Annotated in this window: 20 protein-coding genes; 4 read left to right on the top strand and 16 right to left on the bottom strand. The window is 68.9% G+C overall.

Features of this window, described 5'->3' with window-relative positions; genetic code table 11:
- Positions 1–36: 36 nt before the first annotated feature.
- The 12 genes from QTH87_RS09435 to QTH87_RS09380 form a co-directional block, all read right to left on the bottom strand.
- Positions 37–1,095: a MucB/RseB C-terminal domain-containing protein gene (locus QTH87_RS09435; protein WP_286608652.1), complete on the bottom strand. Its 1,059-nt coding sequence runs from the start codon at positions 1,093–1,095 to the stop codon at positions 37–39.
- 18 nt (positions 1,096–1,113) lie between these two features.
- Positions 1,114–1,770, bottom strand: coding sequence for a sigma-E factor negative regulatory protein (locus QTH87_RS09430; protein WP_286608651.1), 657 nt, complete (start codon positions 1,768–1,770; stop codon positions 1,114–1,116).
- Positions 1,771–1,783: 13 nt separating this feature from the next.
- Positions 1,784–2,467, bottom strand: coding sequence for an RNA polymerase sigma factor RpoE (gene rpoE, locus QTH87_RS09425; RefSeq protein ID WP_444812762.1), 684 nt, complete (start codon positions 2,465–2,467; stop codon positions 1,784–1,786).
- Positions 2,468–2,472: 5 nt separating this feature from the next.
- Entirely contained in the window at positions 2,473–2,949 is a 477-nt protein-coding gene (locus QTH87_RS09420; RefSeq protein ID WP_286608649.1) for a hypothetical protein, read from the bottom strand.
- Between the two features lie 13 nt (positions 2,950–2,962).
- The gene (fabF, locus tag QTH87_RS09415; protein WP_286608648.1) at positions 2,963–4,207 is read right to left on the bottom strand and encodes a beta-ketoacyl-ACP synthase II; all 1,245 of its coding nucleotides are present in this window, start codon (positions 4,205–4,207) and stop codon (positions 2,963–2,965) included.
- A gap of 93 nt (positions 4,208–4,300) precedes the next feature.
- The gene (gene acpP, locus QTH87_RS09410; protein WP_007830471.1) at positions 4,301–4,540 is read right to left on the bottom strand and encodes an acyl carrier protein; all 240 of its coding nucleotides are present in this window, start codon (positions 4,538–4,540) and stop codon (positions 4,301–4,303) included.
- 100 nt (positions 4,541–4,640) lie between these two features.
- Positions 4,641–5,384 (bottom strand): 3-oxoacyl-ACP reductase FabG, encoded by a 744-nt coding sequence (gene fabG, locus QTH87_RS09405; protein WP_286608647.1) that lies wholly within the window; start codon positions 5,382–5,384, stop codon positions 4,641–4,643.
- Between the two features lie 25 nt (positions 5,385–5,409).
- Positions 5,410–6,363, bottom strand: a complete 954-nt coding sequence (gene fabD / locus QTH87_RS09400; RefSeq protein WP_286608646.1) for an ACP S-malonyltransferase — start codon at positions 6,361–6,363, stop codon at positions 5,410–5,412.
- Between the two features lie 51 nt (positions 6,364–6,414).
- On the bottom strand, positions 6,415–7,392 hold the full coding sequence (locus tag QTH87_RS09395) for a beta-ketoacyl-ACP synthase III (RefSeq protein ID WP_286608645.1): 978 nt from the start codon (positions 7,390–7,392) through the stop codon (positions 6,415–6,417).
- Positions 7,392–8,444: a phosphate acyltransferase PlsX gene (gene plsX / locus QTH87_RS09390; protein WP_286608644.1), complete on the bottom strand. Its 1,053-nt coding sequence runs from the start codon at positions 8,442–8,444 to the stop codon at positions 7,392–7,394. The genes QTH87_RS09395 and plsX overlap by 1 nt, the downstream gene beginning before the upstream one ends.
- Before the next feature lie 95 nt (positions 8,445–8,539).
- Positions 8,540–8,722: a 50S ribosomal protein L32 gene (rpmF, locus tag QTH87_RS09385; protein WP_213959550.1), complete on the bottom strand. Its 183-nt coding sequence runs from the start codon at positions 8,720–8,722 to the stop codon at positions 8,540–8,542.
- A 129-nt stretch (positions 8,723–8,851) separates the two neighbouring features.
- The gene (locus QTH87_RS09380; RefSeq protein ID WP_286608643.1) at positions 8,852–9,415 is read right to left on the bottom strand and encodes a YceD family protein; all 564 of its coding nucleotides are present in this window, start codon (positions 9,413–9,415) and stop codon (positions 8,852–8,854) included.
- Between the two features lie 37 nt (positions 9,416–9,452).
- On the opposite strand from QTH87_RS09380, the gene QTH87_RS09375 reads away from it, so the two are divergent.
- The 3 genes from QTH87_RS09375 to QTH87_RS09365 are packed head-to-tail and all read left to right on the top strand — an operon-like array spanning position 9,453 to position 11,945.
- A complete protein-coding gene (locus QTH87_RS09375) occupies positions 9,453–10,034 on the top strand; it encodes a Maf family protein (RefSeq protein ID WP_286608642.1) in 582 nt (193 codons plus the stop codon).
- Positions 10,031–10,792 carry an SAM-dependent methyltransferase gene (locus QTH87_RS09370; RefSeq protein ID WP_286608641.1) on the top strand — a complete coding sequence of 254 codons (762 nt, stop codon included), beginning with the start codon at positions 10,031–10,033 and terminating at the stop codon, positions 10,790–10,792. The genes QTH87_RS09375 and QTH87_RS09370 overlap by 4 nt, the downstream gene beginning before the upstream one ends.
- A gap of 16 nt (positions 10,793–10,808) precedes the next feature.
- A complete protein-coding gene (locus QTH87_RS09365) occupies positions 10,809–11,945 on the top strand; it encodes an MFS transporter (RefSeq protein ID WP_286608640.1) in 1,137 nt (378 codons plus the stop codon).
- A gap of 7 nt (positions 11,946–11,952) precedes the next feature.
- Here QTH87_RS09365 and QTH87_RS09360 read toward each other — a convergent pair whose 3' ends face one another.
- Genes QTH87_RS09360 through QTH87_RS09345 form a run of 4 tightly spaced genes read right to left on the bottom strand, consistent with a single transcriptional unit; the run spans position 11,953 to position 15,081 of the window.
- Positions 11,953–12,981 (bottom strand): S49 family peptidase, encoded by a 1,029-nt coding sequence (locus QTH87_RS09360; protein ID WP_286608639.1) that lies wholly within the window; start codon positions 12,979–12,981, stop codon positions 11,953–11,955.
- A gap of 7 nt (positions 12,982–12,988) precedes the next feature.
- Positions 12,989–13,357 carry a Rieske (2Fe-2S) protein gene (locus QTH87_RS09355; RefSeq protein ID WP_286608638.1) on the bottom strand — a complete coding sequence of 123 codons (369 nt, stop codon included), beginning with the start codon at positions 13,355–13,357 and terminating at the stop codon, positions 12,989–12,991.
- A 7-nt stretch (positions 13,358–13,364) separates the two neighbouring features.
- A complete protein-coding gene (locus tag QTH87_RS09350; RefSeq protein WP_286608637.1) occupies positions 13,365–14,033 on the bottom strand; it encodes an HAD-IA family hydrolase in 669 nt (222 codons plus the stop codon).
- Positions 14,026–15,081, bottom strand: a complete 1,056-nt coding sequence (locus QTH87_RS09345; protein ID WP_286608636.1) for an RluA family pseudouridine synthase — start codon at positions 15,079–15,081, stop codon at positions 14,026–14,028. Before QTH87_RS09345 ends, QTH87_RS09350 begins: the two co-directional genes overlap by 8 nt.
- Positions 15,082–15,626: 545 nt before the next feature.
- Here QTH87_RS09345 and QTH87_RS09340 point away from each other — a divergent pair.
- Positions 15,627–18,872, top strand: a complete 3,246-nt coding sequence (locus QTH87_RS09340; protein ID WP_286608635.1) for an Rne/Rng family ribonuclease — start codon at positions 15,627–15,629, stop codon at positions 18,870–18,872.
- Positions 18,873–18,904 lie beyond the last annotated feature (32 nt).

Genomic DNA, 18,904 nt, shown 5'->3' with positions numbered 1-18,904 from the left:
TTTCTTTCGTTGGAGAGACGGTGGCGACAAAAACGACTAGCGCGAACGGACCAGGTTCTGCGCGAAGGCATCGAGGGTCTGCGGGGGAACCTCGCCGACCGCGGTCAGCCACCAGTCGCCGTCCTTGTCCGTGAGACGCCGGGTCAGCGTGTGGGTGGCGCCCAGTGCCATCAGCACTTCTTCGGGCTTGCGCTGCGCATCGTAGGATTCGATGAAGAGCGAGACCGTCGCGAGGCCGTCCGAGAAGGTCCACTGCATCGTATGGCCCTGCCCTTCCACGCCCGACGGGCGGCGGAACGAGCTCACGGGGCGGAAGCCCGGCACGGGTTTCTTGAGCTGCCAGCCCTCGCGCTGCGCCGTCGTGCGCTCGAGCTCGGACTTCTCGACCCGGTAGCCCGCGGTGCTGCCCATCATCTGCTTGAGCGCATGCATCTTCACGGGCGCGTCGAGTTGCAGCTCGGAAAACGCCGACTGCTCGATCACCTTGTTGTCGCGATCGATGGTCTGCAGCTTGATGACCAGTCCCGAGCGGCGCTCGCTCCAGGCCCGGTAGCCGAAGCGAAGCGCATCGTGCGGCTCGATCTGCACCACGTCGGCATCGAAGCCCGCGACGCGGTCCTTGCCGATCACGCGCAGCCCGTACGAATTGGCGATCGAGGAGTCGGGCGTGCCGAGCAGGTTGGGAAACAGTTCGAGGTTCTCGCGCGTCTCGTGCTTGACGACCTTCGAATCGGGCAGGAAGGTCACGACCTGGTCGTTGCGCCGGAAGGTCGAGCGCTGCGGACCCGAGAGCGCCTCGATGCGCTCCATCTGCAGGTCGCCTTCGCACACGTGCCAGATGCGCGCGCTCGACAGGTTGCCCGCTGGCGCCGACACCACGAAGGTGCCCACGTAGCTGCGCTGGCGCGCTGCCGCATGCATGCGCTGCAGCCATTCCACCAGCCCCATGGTCTCATTGCCGCTTGCGGACGCGGGGCCCGCGGGCTGCGGCGCAGCGCTGCGGGTCTGGCCCAGGACCATGGGCGCCACGCACATCGCGGCCGCCAGCAACAGGAAGCCACGCGCGGAGATCGGCATCGGAGAAGAGGAAGACATTGCGGCTGCCCGAACGGATCAGCGGGACGGCCGGTCGAAGGTCGCGTTGCGCAGGAAGCCCGACGGCATCTGCGATGCGCCGCCGGCCTGCTGATGGGCCTCGAGCAGCTGGTCGAGGCGCGGATCGCGCAGCATGACCTGCGGATTGCCGTTGCCGATGATCACGCGCGTGGCCGACAGAGCGGGCGCGGCCGGCTTCGGTGCATCGGCCGCGGCCACCACGGCCGGTGCGGTTTGCTGCTGTTGCGCGAGCTGGGCGCCGGCTGCGCGCGAATCGGCGACACCGACCCAGTTCCAGCCGATGGCCGCGGCGGCGGCCAGCGAGGCGGCGCCGGCCACGAGCTTCCAGCGGAACACCGGTTCGTTGGCGGCCTCGACGCGCTGCGGCACATGCCGGACTTCCGGCGCGGAAACCGCGACCGGGATCGCAGCCGGCATCGGCACGGGCTCGGCAGCCAGGCGGCTCTGGAAACGCGCCACGAAGGCCGAGGTGTCGCTGCAGACCGCGTGACCACCGGAACGCAACACGTCGCCCACGAGGTGGTAGGTCTGCCAGGTGGCGCGCAGTTCGGCATCGACGCCGAGCCTGCCGACCACTTCGGCGAATTCCGCATCGCGCAAATGGCCGTCGGCGAGGGCCGAGAGCTGTTCCTGGACTGTATGTTCTTGCTTCATCTGGTTCACCTGCTTACCAACGCTTGCCCGACTGGCTGTCCAGCATGGGCTTGACCCGGGTCGAAATCGCCTCGCGGGCACGGAAAATCCGCGACCGCACCGTGCCGATCGGACAGTTCATGACCTCGGCAATCTCTTCGTAGCTCATGCCCTCGATCTCGCGCAGGGTCACTGCCTGCCGCAATTCGGCCGGCAAAGCCTCCATCGCCGCCTCGACGGCGGCGGCGATCTCATTGGCTGCAAGCACGGATTCGGGGGTCTCGTCGCTGATTGGTTCGTTTCTGGGCCGGTAAGTTTCATCCTCGTCGTCGGAAGACGAACGCAGGGCGCTCTCGGTGATCGTGGGGTCGCGCTTCATGTCGACCAGCGCCTTCTTGGCCGTGTTGACCGCAATCCGGTAGAGCCAGGTGTAGAACTGGGCTTCGCCGCGGAACTGGTGCAGCGCGCGGTAGGCGCGGATGAAGGTCTCCTGGGCGATGTCCTCGACCAGGTTGACATCGCGCACCATGCGGCCGATCAGGCGCTCGATCCGGCGCTGGTACTTGATGACGAGCAGCTCGAAGGCCTTCTGGTCGCCCGCGACGGTGCGCTGGACCAGCTGGAAATCGACCTCGCCGGGCCGCGGCGCGAGCGGCGCCTCGGCGCCATCGAGCGGACCCGATGGCGGCGGCGCGGGCGGCGGCGGCGAAGGCGGCAAGGCTGTCATGGCGAGGAGTGACGCGCACCGGGCGCGGGCGCAGACACGGGGGCTGCAGCGCCGGGGCGCGCGTACAGCGCGCGTCGCAGGTCGAGCCAGCGCTCGGGAAGCGCCTCTCGGTCGAGCCAGATCCAGTGTGCCGCCCGGCCCGGCCCCACGAGGCGCACGAGCATCAGCGACTGCAGGTCGAGCGCCACGCAGACGCCGGCATTGCGCCGGCTCGCTTCGCCCGACATCGACCAGGCATGGCCGTCGAAGCCCAGTTCGGCGGCCGCGGAGCTGCGAAGCACGCCGGTCCAGGCGGCAACGCCGGCCACTACCGCGCTGGCGGCCAGCATGGCCTGCCGCCAGTCGAGGGCAGCCGCATCGGCAAGGCAGGCGGCGGTGACGCTGGCGACGCCCAGCGCCCACAGCGCCATCAGGAGCCGTTCGGCGCGGCGCGAACGCCCCACCGGGTAGTTCACCGACGGCGCGCTGTGCATCGCAGGAGGCGCTTCAAACGCGCTTGAACACCAGCGTGCCGTTGGTGCCGCCGAAGCCGAAGTTGTTCTTGACCGCGACGTCGATCTTGAGATCACGCGCCTCGTTGGCGCAGTAGTCCAGATCGCACTCGGGATCCTGGTTGAAGATGTTGATGGTCGGCGGGCTCTTCTGGTGATGCACCGCGAGCACCGTGAACACCGATTCGATGCCGCCGGCGCCGCCCAGAAGGTGGCCGGTCATCGACTTGGTCGAGTTGACGACCAGCTTCTTCGCGTGATCGCCGAAGGCGTTCTTGATCGCGTTGGTCTCGTTCAGGTCGCCGAGCGGCGTCGAGGTGCCGTGGGCGTTGACGTACTGCACCTGGTCGGCATTGACGCCCGCATTGGCCAGCGCCATCTGCATCGAGCGGCGCGGGCCGTCGACGTTGGGTGCGGTCATGTGGAAGGCATCGCCGGACATGCCGAAGCCGGAGACTTCGGCGTAGATCTTGGCGCCGCGGGCCTTGGCGCGCTCGTATTCCTCGAGCACCACGACACCGGCGCCCTCGCCGAGCACGAAGCCGTCGCGGTCCTTGTCCCACGGCCGGGAGGCGGTGTGGGGATCGTCGTTGCGGGTCGACAGTGCGCGCGCGGCCGCGAAGCCGCCGAGGCCGAGCGGCGACACGGTCGATTCGGCACCGCCCGCGATCATCACGTCGGCGTCGCCGTACTCGATCATGCGTGCCGAGGTGCCGATCGCATGCAGGCCCGTGGTGCAGGCCGTGACGATCGCGATGTTCGGGCCCTTGAATCCATACTTGATGGAGACGTGGCCCGAGATCATGTTGATGATCGATGCCGGCACGAAGAACGGCGACACCCGGCGCGGGCCGCGATTCACGAGTTCGGCGTGCGTGTCCTCGATCAGCGGCAGGCCGCCGATGCCGGAGCCGATGTTGCAGCCGATGCGAACGGCCTCTTCCTCGGACAGGTCGTCGCCGGTGGGCAAGCCGCTGTCCCGCACCGCCTGGATGGCGGCCGCGAGCCCGAGATGGATGAAGCGGTCCATGTGGCGCGCTTCCTTCTCGGGGATGTATTCCTTGATGTCGAAGCCCTTGACCTCGCCTGCGAACTTGCAGGAAAAGGCGCTCACATCGAACTTGGTGATCGTCTCGATGCCCGATTTCCCGGCCAACAGGTTGGCCCAGGATTCGGTGACGGAATTTCCGACGGGAGCGAGGCAACCGAGTCCGGTCACGACGACGCGGCGTTTGGTCATGCCGGCAAACCTTTCTGGGAGCCGAGGCCGCCGGTCGGTGCTCGTCGGCATGGAAGCCGAGGACCGGGAGGGCGGGCGCTCAGCGCGGCCGTATCAGGCCTTTTGATTCTTGGTGGCGTAGTCGACGGCGTTCTGGACCGTCGTGATCTTCTCGGCGTCTTCGTCCGGGATCTCGATGCCGAATTCGTCTTCGAGCGCCATCACGAGTTCGACCGTGTCGAGCGAGTCTGCGCCGAGGTCGGCCACGAAAGCCTTTTCGTTGGTGACCTGGGACTCTTCCACGCCGAGTTGTTCGGCAATGATTTTCTTGACACGTGCTTCGATATCGCTCATTTGGTTCCCTCTGAGGGTTGTAGGTAATCGGTTGATTTTAGCCGGCCGCATTGTGGCATTTGCCGCACGACCGTGGATGAAAGGTGTTGCGCTCGCGGGGCTACATGTGCATGCCGCCGTTCACGTGCAGTTCCTGCCCCGTGACATAGGCCGCCTGCGGTGAAGCCAGGTAGGCGACCGCATGCGCGATGTCGGCCGGCTTGCCGAGGTGGCCCAGCGGGATCTGGCCGAGCAGGGCCTGCTGCTGGGCCTCGGGCAGGCTGGCCGTCATGTCGGTCTCGATGAAGCCGGGCGCCACGCAGTTGACCGTGATGCTGCGGCTGCCGAGTTCGCGCGCCAAGGCGCGGGTCATGCCGGCCACGCCGGCCTTGGCGGCCGCGTAGTTGGCCTGGCCCGCGTTGCCGGAGGCACCGACCACGCTCGTGATGCTGATGATGCGGCCGTAGCGCTGCTTCATCATCGGGCGGATCACTGCGCGCGACAGGCGGAAGACGGCCTTCAGGTTGGTGTCGAGCACCGCGTCCCAGTCGGCGTCCTTGAGACGCATGGCCAGCATGTCGCGCGTGATGCCCGCGTTGTTGACCAGCACGTGCAGGGCGCCGTAGACCTTGACGATCTCCTCGACCAGCGCTTCGACAGCGGCGCCGTCGTTGACGTCGAGGGCGCAGCCGCGGCCGCCATGGGCCGACAGCGCGGCAGTGATCTTCGCGGCGCCGTCTTCCGTGGTGCCGGTGCCGATGACCGTCAGCCCGCGCTGGGCCAGCTCGAGCGCGATGGCGGCGCCGATGCCGCGGGTGGCGCCGGTGACCAGGGCGACCTGGCCTTCGAACTTGGGAATGCTCATGAAAGGGACCTCGAGGGCGGCGCGCTCAGGCGCCGAGCAGTTGCCGGGTATCGGCGAGGGTCGCCGGATCGTAGACCGACGAGGCCGCGAGCGTGGGTGCGATGCGCTTGGCCATGCCCGCGAGCACCTTGCCGGGTCCGCATTCGACGATCGCCTCGACGCCCTGAGCCTCGAGTGCCTGCACGGTCTCGACCCAGCGCACCGGGCCTGCGGCCTGGCGCACCAGCGCGTCGCGGATGCGGTCGGCATCGGTCTCGATCCGGACATCGATGTTGTTGAGCACCGGAATGCGCGGTGCCGCGAAGTTCACCGTCGCCAGCCGTTCGCGCAGCGCCTCGGCGGCGGGCTTCATGAGACTGGAGTGGAACGGCGCCGAAACCGACAGCAGCAGCGCGCGCTTGGCGCCGTTGGCCTTGAGCAGCTCGCAGGCCTTGTCGACCGCCGCCTTGCTGCCCGCGATCACGGTCTGCATCGGGTCGTTGAAATTGACGGCTTCCACCACCTCGGCGCTGCCGGGTCCGAAGCTGGCGGTGGCTTCTGCGCAGCCGGCCTGGACCTTCGCAGCCTCCATGCCGAGGATGGCCGCCATCGCGCCCACGCCCACCGGCACCGCTTCCTGCATGGCCTGGGCACGAAAACGCACCAGCGGCGCCGCCTGGGCGAGCGTCAGGACGCCCGACGCCACCAGCGCCGAATACTCGCCGAGCGAGTGGCCGGCGACCACCGCGGGGGCCTCACCACCTTCGGCCAGCCAGGCGCGCCAGGCCGCGATCGCTGCCACCAGCATCACGGGCTGGGTGTTGGTGGTCAGCGCCAGCGCTTCCTTGGGGCCTTCGTGGATCAGGTGCGCAACGTCCAGGTCGAGCGCATCGGAAGCCTCGCGCAGCGTGGACACGACCGCGGGGTGATCGCCCCAGGCGTCGAGCATGCCGACGGCCTGCGAACCCTGACCCGGAAAGACGAAAGCGAATTTTTTCATGATGGCGTGTCTCCGAGGCGCCGCTGCCCTTGCGGGCACGACGCTCTCTATCTAGTAGTTGAGCAGCACCGCGCCCCAGGTGAAGCCGCCGCCCACCCCTTCGAGCATCAGCAGGTCGCCCTTCTTCACCTTGCCCGAGCGCACCGCGTCGTCGAGCGCGAGTGGAATCGACGCAGCCGAGGTGTTGCCGTGCTCGTTGACCGTGACGATCAGCTTCTCGCGCGCCAGCTTCAGCTTGCGCGCGGTGCCTTCCATGATGCGGATGTTGGCCTGGTGCGGAATCAGCCAGTCGATGTCGGCCTCGGTCTTGCCGGCCTTGGCGAGCGTGGCGCGCGCGGCGTCCTCGAGCACACGCACGGCGAGCTTGAAGACCGCCTGGCCGTCCATGTGCAGCAGCGGCTTGCCGAGCACCTCGCCGCCCGACACGTGGCCCGGCACGCAAAGGATGCCGACATGCTTGCCGTCGGCATGCAGGTCGCTCGCGAGAATGCCGGGCTCGTCGCTGGCCTCGAGCACCACGGCGCCGGCGCCGTCGCCGAACAGCACGCAGGTGGTGCGGTCGTTGAAGTCGAGGATGCGCGAGAACACTTCGGCGCCGACCACCAGCGCGCACTTTGCGCTGCCGGTCCGGATCATCGCGTCGGCGACGGTCAGCGCATAGACGAACCCACTGCAGACCGCCTGGACGTCGAAGGCGGCACAGCCCGCAATGCCGAGCTTGTTCTGCAGGATCGCGGCCGACGACGGAAACACCATGTCGGGCGTCGAGGTCGCGACGATGATGAGGTCGACGTCGGCGGCGCTGCGGCCCGCGGCCTCGAGCGCATGTTGCGACGCCTCGAGTGCGAGATCGCTGCTCGAGACCTCGGGCGCAGCGAAGTGCCGGGCATGGATGCCGGTGCGCTCGATGATCCACTGGTTCGAGGTTTCGATGCCTCTCTCGGCCAGGTCGCGGGCGAGGTCGTCGTTGGTCACGCGGCGCGGCGGCAGGTAGCTGCCGGTGCCGGTGATGCGGGAATATGGGGTCATCAGACGTGGAGCGCCGCTGAGTCGGCCGGCGCCGCCGGGTCTTGCCGCGCTAGCAGAGGCGCGGCGTGGGCGATGCGGGCTCGCACGCGGTCGAGCAGGTTGTTGCGAGCGGCATCATAAGCGCGATCGAGGGCATGGCCGAAAGCCACTTCGTCGGCCGAGCCATGGCTCTTGAAGACCAGTCCGCGCAGGCCGAGCAGCGCGGCGCCGTTGTAGCGACGATGGTCAAGACGCTTCTTGAGCGCTTTTAGAACCGGATAGGAAACGATGGCAGCAAATTTGCTGAAGATGCCGTTCGAATATTCGATGCGAAGGAAATCCACGATCATCGAGGCGACGCCTTCGCTGGCCTTCAAGGTGACGTTGCCGACGAAACCGTCGCACACCACGATGTCGGTGGTTCCCTTGAAGATATCGTTGCCCTCGACGTTGCCGTAGAAGTTCAGATCCTGCGAGTTCGCCGCTTTTCGAAGCAGTTGACTTGCCTTCTTGATAGTTTCGCTGCCCTTGATCGCCTCTTCGCCCACATTGAGCAAGCCGACGCTGGGTGATTCGTTGCCCGTGAGTGCAGAGACCAGCGCCGAACCCAGCACGGCGAACTGAAGCAGGTCTTCGGCATCGCAATCGACGTTGGCGCCAAGGTCGAGCACGGTGGTGGCGCCACCCTTGCTGTTCGGCAGCTGCGGTGCGATCGCCGGACGATCGATACCGTCGAGCGTCTTGAGCAGATAGCGAGCGATCGCCATCAATGCGCCCGTGTTGCCGGCCGATATCGCAGCTTGGGCGGCACCGTCCTTGACCTGCTGGATCGCCACCCGCATGGACGAATCTTTTTTCCTGCGCAGCGCGACCTCGATCGGGTCGTCCATCCCGACCACTTCGCTGGCGCCGATCACGGTCGCGCGTGGATGGGTGAAGCTGGCGAGCGCCGCCGGCGCGCCGACGAGCAACAGCGCGGATTCGGGGTGGCGATCGAGAAATGAGCGACAGGCCGCAAGCGTGACGCGCGGCCCATGGTCGCCGCCCATGCAATCAACGGCCAGCGTGATCACGGACGGAGGGGAAACGAAAGCTGAAGGCGAGTCCATCAAAACGAAGGCCCGACGCTACGGCGAAAGTAGCCTCGGGCCTCGGCCTTGGAACGAAATCAGGCTTCGGACTTGGTCTTGAGAACCTTGCGGCCGCGGTAGAAGCCGTTCGGGCTGATGTGGTGACGCAGATGCGTTTCACCCGTGGTCGGTTCGACCGCGATACCGGGCACATCGAGTGCGTTGTGCGAACGATGCATGCCGCGCTTCGAGGGCGACTTCTTGTTTTGCTGGACGGCCATGCTGGCTCCTGGAATGGGGTTGGGTTGGCGGGGCGCGGGCGGGGCGAAAGGATTGCCTTGGCTGCAGCGGCGCGCGCGAAGCCCATGATTATAGCCCATGCCCGGCCCGAAGGCCAGCAGGGCCCCGGTTCAGGACTTCCCGGACTTGTCGTCGCCGCCCGAACGCAGGGTGCCGAGGACCGCGAAGGGATTGGGCCGCGCAGCGTCGGGGCCGTCGAAGTCGTCGTCCACGGCGGACAGCCTGGCCGGTTGCGGGCAGACGTCGTGCATGGGGGTGACCGGAAGCTCCATGAGCAGTTCGTCCTCGATCAGGGCGTGGAGGTCGAAGTCGCGGCTCGCGACCAGGACGTCCTCGTCGGACTGCTCGTCTTCCAGGGCGGCCGTGTCCTCGTCGGCGGCGAAGCGGAACCAGCGGTCGACGTCGAGGTCGACCTCGACAGGCGCCAGGCAGCGTTGGCAGATCATCGGCACCGCGGCCTGGGCTTCGAGGTGCAGCCAGGGCGCCGGCTGGCCGTCGGCGCCGCTGCGCGACTCGCCGGCCGCCTGCCAATGGACCCGGGCGTCGGGGGAAGGATCGACCAGCTCGGTGACCAGCCGAGTAAAGCTCGACAGCGGCGGATCGCCGGACAGCGTGGCCGCGGCGGCGGCAAAGCCGTTCACGTCGAGCCGGCCGGGGGCAAATTCTTTGGACATTCCCGGCAGTCTAAACCGCTCCCGCACAATCATGGCCATGCAACGCAACCTGATCCTCGCCTCCACCTCGCGCTACCGCCGCGAGCTGCTCACGCGCCTGCGCCTGCCCTTCGAAGTCCATGCGCCCGAGGTTGACGAGACCCCGCTCGCCGGCGAAACGCCCCGCGCACTGGCTGAGCGCCTCGCGCTCGAAAAGGCGAATGCGGTCGCTCGCCGCTTCCCCGAGGCCATCGTGATCGGCTCGGACCAGGTCGCCGACCTCGCAGGCGAGCCGCTGGGCAAGCCCGGCGACCACGCGCGCGCGGCGCTGCAGCTCCAGCGCATGCGCGGCCAGACGCTGGTGTTCCAGACGGCGGTCGCCGTGGTCTGCCAGGCCAGCGCCTTTTCACAGCGCGACCTGGCGCCGGTGCGCGTGGTGTTCCGGGACCTCGACGACGCCGCGATCGAGCGCTACCTGCGTGCCGAACAACCCTACGACTGCGCAGGCAGCGCCAAGAGCGAAGGCCTGGGCATCGCGCTGCTCGATTCCATCGACAGCGACGACCCGACCGCGCTGGTCGGCCTGCCGCTGATCCGCACCGCACGCATGCTGCGCGCAGCCGGGATCGACCTCCTATGACCGCTCCCGGCAAGCTCTACCTGGTTCCCGCGCCGCTCGACTTCGGCTGCGACGAGCAGGCACCGCTCGAACAGGCCCTGCCCCGCGGCACGCTGGAGGCCGCAGCCGGCATCACGCACTGGATCTGCGAGAACGCCAAGTCGGCCCGCGCCTACCTCAAGCGCATCGACGCCGTCGTGCCGCTGGCGGCGCCGCTGCAGGCGCAACAGATCCAGGAGTTGCCGCGCGAAGTGCACAAGAAAGGCGATCACGCAGGGCAGTTCGATGCCAGACCGCTGCTTTCGGCGGCGCTGGAAGGCTACGACGTGGGCCTGCTCAGCGAAGCCGGCATGCCGGCGGTGGCGGACCCGGGATCGTCGGTGGCGCGCGCCGCACACGAGCTCGGGCTCACGGTCGTGCCGCTGACCGGGCCGGTCTCGCTGCTGCTCGCGCTGGCTGCGAGCGGCCTCAACGGCCAGAACTTCGCCTTCGTCGGCTACCTGCCGCAGGACGCCGAAGGCCGCGTCCAGCGCATCCGCGAACTCGAGGCGCTGGCCCTGCGTACCGGCCAGACCCAGCTCTTCATCGAGACGCCCTATCGCAACGCGGCACTGCTGCAGTCGCTGACCCAGACGCTTCAGCACCACACGCGGCTCGCGGTCGCGCGCGGGCTCACGCTGGCCTCCTGCCAGGTGCGCAGCGACACGGTCAGGAACTGGCGCGCGAAGCCGCTGCAGGGCGACGATCGCGCACCGGCGGTCTTCGCGATCGGCCGCTGAGGCCGGCGCTGCCTCGATGAACGTTTCGATCCGCATGCGCTGGGCCGCGCGCGCCCAGTTCTTCTGCTCCGGCTTCGTCTTCGCGACCTGGGGCGTTCACATACCGACCGTCAAGTCGCACTACGGCATCGACGAGGCGCAGCTGGGCCTCGCGATGCTGGCCGCCGGCTGCGGCGCGCTGCTGGGCCTGACCCAGGCCAGCCGCTGGATCGGGCGCCACGGCGCCGGCCACACGACGATGGTCTGCGGAACGGTCTATGCCCTGCTGCTCGCCGGCCTGCTCGCGATGCCGGGCTTCGCGGCGCTGCTGGCGCTGCTGGCGGTGTTCGGCGTCGTGACCAGCGTCTTCGACGTCGCGATCAACACCGAGGCAGCGCAGCTCGAATTGCGCGAGGGCCGGCCGCTGATGAGCGGCATGCACGGCATGTTCAGCCTTGGCGGCATGGTCGGCGCGGTCACGGGCAGCGCGGCGCTGGCGGCCGGCCTGCGGCCGCACTGGCACCTGCTCTTGGTGGCTGTCCTCATGGCCTGCGCGGTGCTGCTGGCCGCGCGCTCGATGCTGCCGCGCGCCGCCACCGCCTTCGCGGCCGGCGACGGCGGCTTCCGGCTGCCGCGCGGCACGCTGGCGCTGCTCGGGCTGCTGGCGGCGCTGGGCCTGATCGCCGAGGGCGCGATCTACGACTGGAGCGTGCTCTACATGCGCCAGGAGATCGGCAGCCCGCATCAGCAGGCTGCGCTCGCCTATGCCAGCTTCTCGGCCGCGATGGCACTGGCACGCTTCGGCGGCGACGCGATGCGGGCCCGCTTCGCGCCCGCCCTTCTGTTGCGCAGCAGTGCGCTGCTGGCTGCGGCCTCGATGACGCTGGTGCTGCTGACCGACATTCCATGGCTTGCGCTGGCGGGCTTTGCGGGGGTCGGCATCGGCTTCGCGAACGTGGTGCCCATTCTTTTCGCGGCCTCGGCGCGCGTGCCGGGCGTGGAACCGGCACGCGGCATCGCGGCGGTCTCAGCCGCGGCCTACCTGGGTTTCATGGCCGGCCCGCCGGTGATCGGCTTCCTGGCGCAGGCCAGCTCGCTGACCCACGCGCTGTACCTGGTCGTGGCATTCGCCATCGCGCTGGCGGCGTCGGCGCGCTACGGCGGAGCCGACTGATCCGGTCTCAGCGCAGCGTCGGCATGGTGCGCATGGCGCGGACCGTCGCGTCTCCGAGCGCGGCACCGAACTTCTTGGCCAGCTTCTCTGCCACGTTCTCGCGCCGCGTGTAGTCGATGACTTCCTCGGCCTTGATGACGTCGCGCGCCACCAGGTCCACGTTGCCGAGGTGATCGGCCAGGCCCAGACCGATCGACTCCTGACCGGTCCAGAACAGGCCGCTGAAGAGGCCCGGCGCGCTGGTCTTGAGGCGGTCGCCGCGGCCAGCCTTCACGACCTCGATGAACTGGGCGTGGATCTGGTCGAGCATCTGCTGCGCGTGCGCCACCTGGCCCTCCTTGATGGGGCTGAACGGGTCCAGGAAGCCCTTGTTGTCGCCAGCGGTGATCAGCCGGCGCTCGACGCCGACCTTGTCCATGAGGCCCGTGAAACCGAAGCCGTCCATCAGCACGCCGATGCTGCCGACGATGCTGGCCTTGTCGACGTAGATCTGGTCGGTGGCGGCAGCGATGTAGTACGCGGCCGAGGCGCAGGTCTCCTCGACCACCGCATAGATCGGCTTGTTGTACTTGGCACGCATGCGCCGGATCTCGTCGTTGATGATGCCGGCCTGCACCGGGCTGCCGCCCGGCGAGTTGATCAGCAGCACGATGCCCTTGGCGCCGTCGTCCTCGAACGCGGCCTTCATGGCGGCGACCACGAATTCGGCGCTGGCATCGGCGCCGGCGGCGATCTCGCCCTTGATCTCGACCACGGCGGTGTGGGCCGTGGTCTTGGCGGTGGCTGGCGCGCCGCGCGACATCGCGAACCAGACCAGGAAGACGAAGAAGGCCAGCCAGCTGAGGCGCACGAAGGTCTTCCAGCGGCGCGTGGCGCGCTGCTCGCGTACCGCCGCGAAGGCGAGTTTCTCGAGCGTGGCGCGCTCCCATCCCGGGGAATGCGTCGAATCGTTCTTGGCCATGTGTGTCGTGGAGATCGGCGCCGGGCGCTCGAAAGGCTCGAAACCCTCGGGTTCCGTGCGGTTGGAATCGGTCATTGGTGCTTCAGAAAGCCAGCGGCTGGAGGTTCCAGGAAGTATGCCAGTGCACCACGCCGTCGCGCTCGCTGAGGGGGATCTTCACGAGCCCGCCGCGGCACGGGCCGCCCGCGCACTCGCCGCTGTCGGGGCGGTAGACCGCGCCGTGGGTCGCGCACAGCAGCCACTGGCCGCTGTCGTCGAAGAAGCGGTCGGGCTGGAAGTCCATCTCCATCGCCACGTGGGTGCAACGGTTCAGGTAGGCGTGCGGCAGACCCTCGAAGCGCACCGCGAAGGCTCGGCAGCTCTCGCCGCCGAACACCACGTCGAAGCCCACCGCGTTGCCGCCCTCGACCAAATCGGCAGCGTTGCACAGGGGAATGGCTTCGTCGCTCATGACTGGGTCAGGCATTGTCCGCCAGCCATTGGGCCAGCTCGGGGACGGAATGGGCCACATGCAGCGGGCCCAGCGCCTCGAAGGCCTCGGGCTCGTGCGCGCCGTAGCTCACCCCGACGCTCGCGCAGCCGGCGTTCAGCGCCAGCTGCAGGTCGTGCGTGGTGTCGCCGATCATCAGCGTGCGCGCGGCCGGCACGTCGAGCTCTTCCATCAGCTCGAGCAGCATGCGCGGGTGCGGCTTGCCGAAGGTCTCGTCGGCGGTGCGCGAGGCGTCGAAGCGGTCGCGCAGTGCAGCCGTGCCGAGCGCCTCGTCGAGGCCGCGGCGCGATTTGCCGGTGGCGACCGCCAGCCGGTGGCCGCGCGCGCTCAGCGCGTCGAGCATCGGCAGCACGCCGTCGAACAGCACGAGGTCATCCTGGTGCTGCAGGAAGTGATACCGGTAGCGATGGCCGAGTTCGGCGTACTTCTCGCGCGGGACATCGGGCGCGGCGCGGGCCAGCGCCTCGGCCAGGCCCAGGCCGATGACCCAGGCGGCGTCGTTGTCGCTCGGACGGGCGCCGCCGACGTCGACCACGGCGGCCTGGATGCAGCGCGTGATCAGCCGCGTGGAGTCGTAGAGCGTTCCGTCCCAGTCGAAGGCGATGAGGTCGAAGCGGCGGGGTCGGGAGTCAGTCATGGGGCTGGGCGAAGGGATGGAGGGCCAGCGTCTCGCGCACGGCCTGGGGCAACAGCGCCTGCAGCTCGGGCGGCAGGTCGGCCTGCAGCGCGATGCGTTCGGCGCTCACGGGATGGGTGAACTGCAGCCGCCACGCATGCAGGAACATGCGCTTGAGGCCGCGCTTTTGCAATGCCTTGTTGCGTTCGAAGACGCCGTACTTGTCGTCACCCGCGATCGGATGGCCGGCCGAGGCCAGGTGCACGCGGATCTGATGGGTGCGGCCGGTCTTGATGGTGACGGCGAGCAGCGAGCAGCCGGCCGCCTCGCCGGCCAGGGCGAAGCGCGCCAGCACCCGCACCAGCGTGACGGCCCGCATCGCATCCGGATGGTCCTTGGCGACCACGCGCACGCGCCGCTCGCCGCCGTCGGCCGCGCCATCGGGCCCCGGCAGCAGGTATTTGGCCAGCGGGGCGTCGAGCACCTTCCTGTTGGCCGGCCAGTCGCGCTCGACCAGCGCGAGGTAGGTCTTGCCGGTCTCGCGGTCGCGGAACTGGTCCTGCAGCGCCACCAGGGCGCTGCGCTTCTTGGCCACCAGCAGCACGCCGGAGGTCTCGCGGTCGAGCCGGTGCACCAGTTCGAGGAAGCGCGCCGCCGGCCGGGCGCGGCGCAGCTGCTCGATGACGCCGAAACTCACGCCGCTGCCGCCGTGCACCGCCACGCCCGCGGGCTTGTCGATCGCGAGCATGGCGTCGTCTTCCAGCAGCAGCGGGAACTCGCGGCCGGGCACGGCGGCCTGTGCCGCATCGGCCTCGGTGCGGCTCGCCACGCGCACCGGTGGCAGGCGCACGAGGTCGCCTTCCGCCAGCCGCGACTCGGCCTGGGCGCGGCCCTTGTTGATGCGCACCTCACCCGATCGGATGATCCGGTAGACGTGGGTCTTGGGTACGCCTTTCAGATGACGGAACAGGTAATTGTCCAGCCGCTGGCCGGCGGAATTCTCGTCGACCGTCAGAAAGCGAACTTCGGCTGCCGCGGCTTCCGGCTTCGCACCTATAATGTTTTTCACCAGCGCGGACTTGTAAGTGCTTGATTAAGCAGAAGTTTAGAGCACCGCAGGAAGCGCTGTGAGGTCGATGCCGCTTTGAGGCAGCGTCCGCCAGCCACGCGCAAGAGCGCAAGGCGGCGAACCCTGCTCCGGAGTCAAGCCGACGCCCACGAAACACCGATACGGAATACCCAGCCGGTAGCCTCCAAGCTGCCGGCGGATCGAAGCGAGTACCTAGTGTTGATGCTGCTGATTCAACTGCTCCTGCGCTGGCTGATGCCGGCGAGTCCAGGCATTGAATCGCCAGAAGTGCGCGCCACCATTGCGCCAATCGCTATAAAAAACATAGCGAATCGACATCCTTTCGGGCTCGCCCCCATCCATGCGCCCCCGCCCCGTCTGACATCGAGCTGAACATTCGATGCGGTCTTGCGCGCCCGGCGCGAACGACCCCAGCAGCCAGGGCCCGAGCGGCAATTCCTTCGTTTCGTGCGACGTCGTCAGTGCATCGTTGGGTCCTTCACGGACCGCAAGAACGATACGAACAGACATAAGGACAACGCATCATGAAACGGATGCTGATCAACGCCACGCAGCCTGAAGAGCGCCGCCTGGCCATCGTCGACGGACAGAAGCTCCTCGACTACGAGATCGAGATCGAAGGGCGCGAGCAGCGCAAGGGCAACATCTACAAGGCCGTCGTCACGCGCGTCGAGCCTTCGCTGGAAGCCTGCTTCGTGGACTACGGCGAAGACCGCCACGGCTTCCTGCCGTTCAAGGAAATCTCCAAGCAGTACTTCGCCGAAGGCGTCTCGGCCAGCCAGGTGCGCATCCAGGACGCGATCCGCGAAGGCCAGGAACTGGTCGTGCAGGTCGAGAAGGAAGAGCGCGGCAACAAGGGCGCGGCGCTCACCACCTTCATCTCGCTGGCCGGCCGCTACGTCGTGCTGATGCCGAACAACCCGCGCGGCGGCGGCGTCAGCCGGCGCATCGAGGGCGACGACCGGGCCGAGCTCAAGGAAGCGATGGACCAGCTCGAATACCCGAAGGGCATGAGCATCATCGCGCGCACCGCGGGCATCGGCCGCTCGGCGCCCGAGCTCCAGTGGGACCTGAACTACCTGCTCAAGCTCTGGAGCGCCATCGACGGCGCTGCCAAGGGCGCCAAGGGCGCCTTCCTGATCTACCAGGAATCCTCGCTGGTGATCCGCGCCATCCGTGACTACTTCAATCACGACATCGGCGACATCCTGATCGACACCGACGACATCTACGACCAGGCGCAGCAGTTCATGGCGCACGTGATGCCGGAACATGCGGCGCGCGTGAAGCGCTACCGCGACGACGCGGCACTGTTCAGCCGTTTCCAGATCGAGCACCAGATCGAATCGGCCTATGCCCGCACGGTGCAGCTGCCGAGCGGCGGCGCGATCGTGATCGACCACACCGAGGCGCTGGTTTCGGTCGACGTCAATTCGGCGCGCGCCATCAAGGGCGGCGACATCGAGGAGACCGCCACCCGCACCAACCTGGAAGCCGCCGACGAAGTGGCGCGCCAGATGCGCCTGCGCGATCTCGGCGGCCTGATCGTCATCGACTTCATCGACATGGACGAGTCGAAGAACCGTCGCGAAGTGGAAAGCCGCCTGCGCGACGCGCTGCGCCAGGACCGCGCACGCGTCCAGTTCGGCTCGATCAGCAAGTTCGGCCTGATGGAGATGAGCCGCCAGCGCCTGAAGCCGGCGCTCAGCGAAGGCTCGTCCATCCCCTGCCCGCGCTGCGGCGGCTCGGGCCACATCCGCGACACCGAATCGAGCGCGCTGCAGATCCTGCGCATCATTCAGGAAGAGTCGATGAAGGACAACACGGCCGCCGTGCACGTCCAGGTGCCGGTCGAGGTGGCGTCCTTCCTGCTCAACGAGAAGCGCCCCGAGATCGCCAAGATCGAGCTCAAGCAGCGCGTGACCGTGCTGATGGTGCCGAACAAGACGCTCGAGACGCCCAACTACAAGCTCGAGCGCCTCAAGCACGACGATCCGCGCCTCGACCACATCGAGGCCAGCTACAAGATGGCCGACGAGATCGAGGATCCGACCTCGGTCACGCGCCGCTCGCAGGAGCCGACCAACAAGCAGACGCCGGTGATCAAGGGCGTGCTGCCCGACGCCCCGGCGCCGGTGGCGGTGCCCAAGCCCGAAGTCGTGCGCCCGCCGGTGGCGGCGCCGGCACCCGCGCCGGTGGCCCCGGTGGCCGCCGCACCCGCCAGGTCGGCGGAATCGGGCCTGTTCGGCTGGATCAAGAGCCTGTTCGGCGCCGCGCCGGCAGCCGCTCCGGCACCGGCTCCGGCCGCCGTGATCCCGGTGGAAGCGCCGAAGCCGCGCCGCGATGGCCGCGGCGGCGGTCGTGACGGCGAAGGCCGTGCAGCACGCGAAGGCGGTGGCGAGCAGCGCCGCGGCGGACGTGGCGGCGAAGGCCGCGACGGTCGCGGCGAGGGCCGCGGCGGCCGCGATGGCGAACGCCGCAATGGCCGCTCGGGGGAACGACGTGAAGGCCGTGAAGGGCGCGAGGGCCGTGAGCCGCGCGCCGAGGCCCGCAGCGATGCGCAGGTCCGCGAGCCGCGCGAGGTGCGTGAACCCCGCGAACCCCGCGAGCCGCGTGAACAGCGCGAGCCGCGCGAGGGTCGTGGCCCGCGCGACGGCGAACGCCGCGGTCGCGGCGAGCGCCGTGACGGCGAAGGCCGTCCGCAGGCCGCGGAAGGTGCCGATGTCCAGCTCGAGGCCCAGGCCCTGGCCCTGGCGGACGCCAACGGCGTGAACGGCGTCGGCAACGGCGACGAAGCCGGTGCGCCGGCCGATCGCGCCCCGCGCGGTCGTGGCGAGCGCCGTGAACGCGGTGGCGAACGTGGCGAGCGCGGTAGCGAGCGCGGCGAACGCAGCGCCGATGGCAACCGCGAGCGCAATGGCGACTCCGGGCGGCCCGCCGCCGACGGTGGCGAAGGCGCACCGGAAGGTGCGACTGCCGAACGCGCTCCGCGCAACGGCCGCGGCGACGACCGTGGCCCGCGTGAAGAGCGCGCCCCGCGCGAGGAGCGCGCACCGCGCGGTGATCGTGGCGATCGTGGCGATGGCCGTCGTGAGCGTCGCAACGAGGGCGTTTCCGCGCTCAACGGCGAAGCAGGGGGCACGGAGGCTCCGGCCCATGCCGGCGCTGCCGCGATCTCGAACGAGGAAGCGGGCTTCGACGCCGCCGCCCCGCGCCGGGAAGGCGACGAGCAGCGACGCGGTCGCTCGCGGGATCGCTACGGCCGCGATCGTCGTGAACGGGCGCCGCGCGAGGAAGGTGCCGAAGCCGGCCCTGCCGAGTCCCTGAATGGCGCGGATGCCGGCGCTGCCGCCTTCCCGGCGTCAGCAACGCCGGTCGAAGCGACCGAACCGGCGCCTGTCGCCCCGCGCGCCGAACGCCCGGCACCGGCCGTGCCGCCCGCCCCGATCGCGCCGATCGCGGTCCAGCCGGCTGCGGCGCCGTCCGCACGTGCGCTGCCGAAGGTGGTGCCGTTCCAGTTGCCGCTCGACGAACTCGCGCAGGTGGCGGAGGGCTCGGGTCTGCACTGGATCAACTCGGACGCCGAGCGCGTGGCCGAGGTTCGCGCTGCCATCGCGGCCGAGCCCCGGCCCGTGCACGTGCCGCGCGAGCGCCCACCTGTGGTCGTGACCGACGAAGGCCCGCTGGTGCTGGTGGAAACCCGTCGTGACCTCGGCGCGATGGCCCTGCCCTTCGAGGACGCCGCGCGCGGCGCCAACGCCTCGCATTGAGGCCAGGGGGAGGCGCCACGCCTCCCCCTTTT

Source organism: Variovorax jilinensis, assembly GCF_030316885.1.
In the GTDB taxonomy this organism is placed as follows: Bacteria; Pseudomonadota; Gammaproteobacteria; order Burkholderiales; family Burkholderiaceae_C; genus Variovorax; species Variovorax jilinensis.
The sequence above is the reverse complement of the archived record's forward strand: the minus strand, read 5'-3'. Positions and strand labels throughout refer to the sequence as shown.

What these genes read in the sequence shown, in the direction of transcription:
- QTH87_RS09380 (WP_286608643.1), bottom strand. Translation starts at nt 9,415, where the DNA reads ATGTCCAAAGAATTTGCCCCCGGCCGGCTCGACGTGAACGGCTTTGCC.
- QTH87_RS09365 (WP_286608640.1), top strand. Translation starts at nt 10,809, where the DNA reads ATGAACGTTTCGATCCGCATGCGCTGGGCCGCGCGCGCCCAGTTCTTC.
- QTH87_RS09395 (WP_286608645.1), bottom strand. Translation starts at nt 7,392, where the DNA reads ATGACCCCATATTCCCGCATCACCGGCACCGGCAGCTACCTGCCGCCG.
- QTH87_RS09370 (WP_286608641.1), top strand. Translation starts at nt 10,031, where the DNA reads ATGACCGCTCCCGGCAAGCTCTACCTGGTTCCCGCGCCGCTCGACTTC.
- QTH87_RS09420 (WP_286608649.1), bottom strand. Translation starts at nt 2,949, where the DNA reads ATGCACAGCGCGCCGTCGGTGAACTACCCGGTGGGGCGTTCGCGCCGC.
- QTH87_RS09340 (WP_286608635.1), top strand. Translation starts at nt 15,627, where the DNA reads ATGAAACGGATGCTGATCAACGCCACGCAGCCTGAAGAGCGCCGCCTG.
- rpmF (WP_213959550.1), bottom strand. Translation starts at nt 8,722, where the DNA reads ATGGCCGTCCAGCAAAACAAGAAGTCGCCCTCGAAGCGCGGCATGCAT.
- QTH87_RS09360 (WP_286608639.1), bottom strand. Translation starts at nt 12,981, where the DNA reads ATGACCGATTCCAACCGCACGGAACCCGAGGGTTTCGAGCCTTTCGAG.
- QTH87_RS09430 (WP_286608651.1), bottom strand. Translation starts at nt 1,770, where the DNA reads ATGAAGCAAGAACATACAGTCCAGGAACAGCTCTCGGCCCTCGCCGAC.
- acpP (WP_007830471.1), bottom strand. Translation starts at nt 4,540, where the DNA reads ATGAGCGATATCGAAGCACGTGTCAAGAAAATCATTGCCGAACAACTC.
- QTH87_RS09435 (WP_286608652.1), bottom strand. Translation starts at nt 1,095, where the DNA reads ATGTCTTCCTCTTCTCCGATGCCGATCTCCGCGCGTGGCTTCCTGTTG.
- QTH87_RS09355 (WP_286608638.1), bottom strand. Translation starts at nt 13,357, where the DNA reads ATGAGCGACGAAGCCATTCCCCTGTGCAACGCTGCCGATTTGGTCGAG.
- fabF (WP_286608648.1), bottom strand. Translation starts at nt 4,207, where the DNA reads ATGACCAAACGCCGCGTCGTCGTGACCGGACTCGGTTGCCTCGCTCCC.
- QTH87_RS09375 (WP_286608642.1), top strand. Translation starts at nt 9,453, where the DNA reads ATGCAACGCAACCTGATCCTCGCCTCCACCTCGCGCTACCGCCGCGAG.
- QTH87_RS09350 (WP_286608637.1), bottom strand. Translation starts at nt 14,033, where the DNA reads ATGACTGACTCCCGACCCCGCCGCTTCGACCTCATCGCCTTCGACTGG.
- fabD (WP_286608646.1), bottom strand. Translation starts at nt 6,363, where the DNA reads ATGAAAAAATTCGCTTTCGTCTTTCCGGGTCAGGGTTCGCAGGCCGTC.
- fabG (WP_286608647.1), bottom strand. Translation starts at nt 5,384, where the DNA reads ATGAGCATTCCCAAGTTCGAAGGCCAGGTCGCCCTGGTCACCGGCGCC.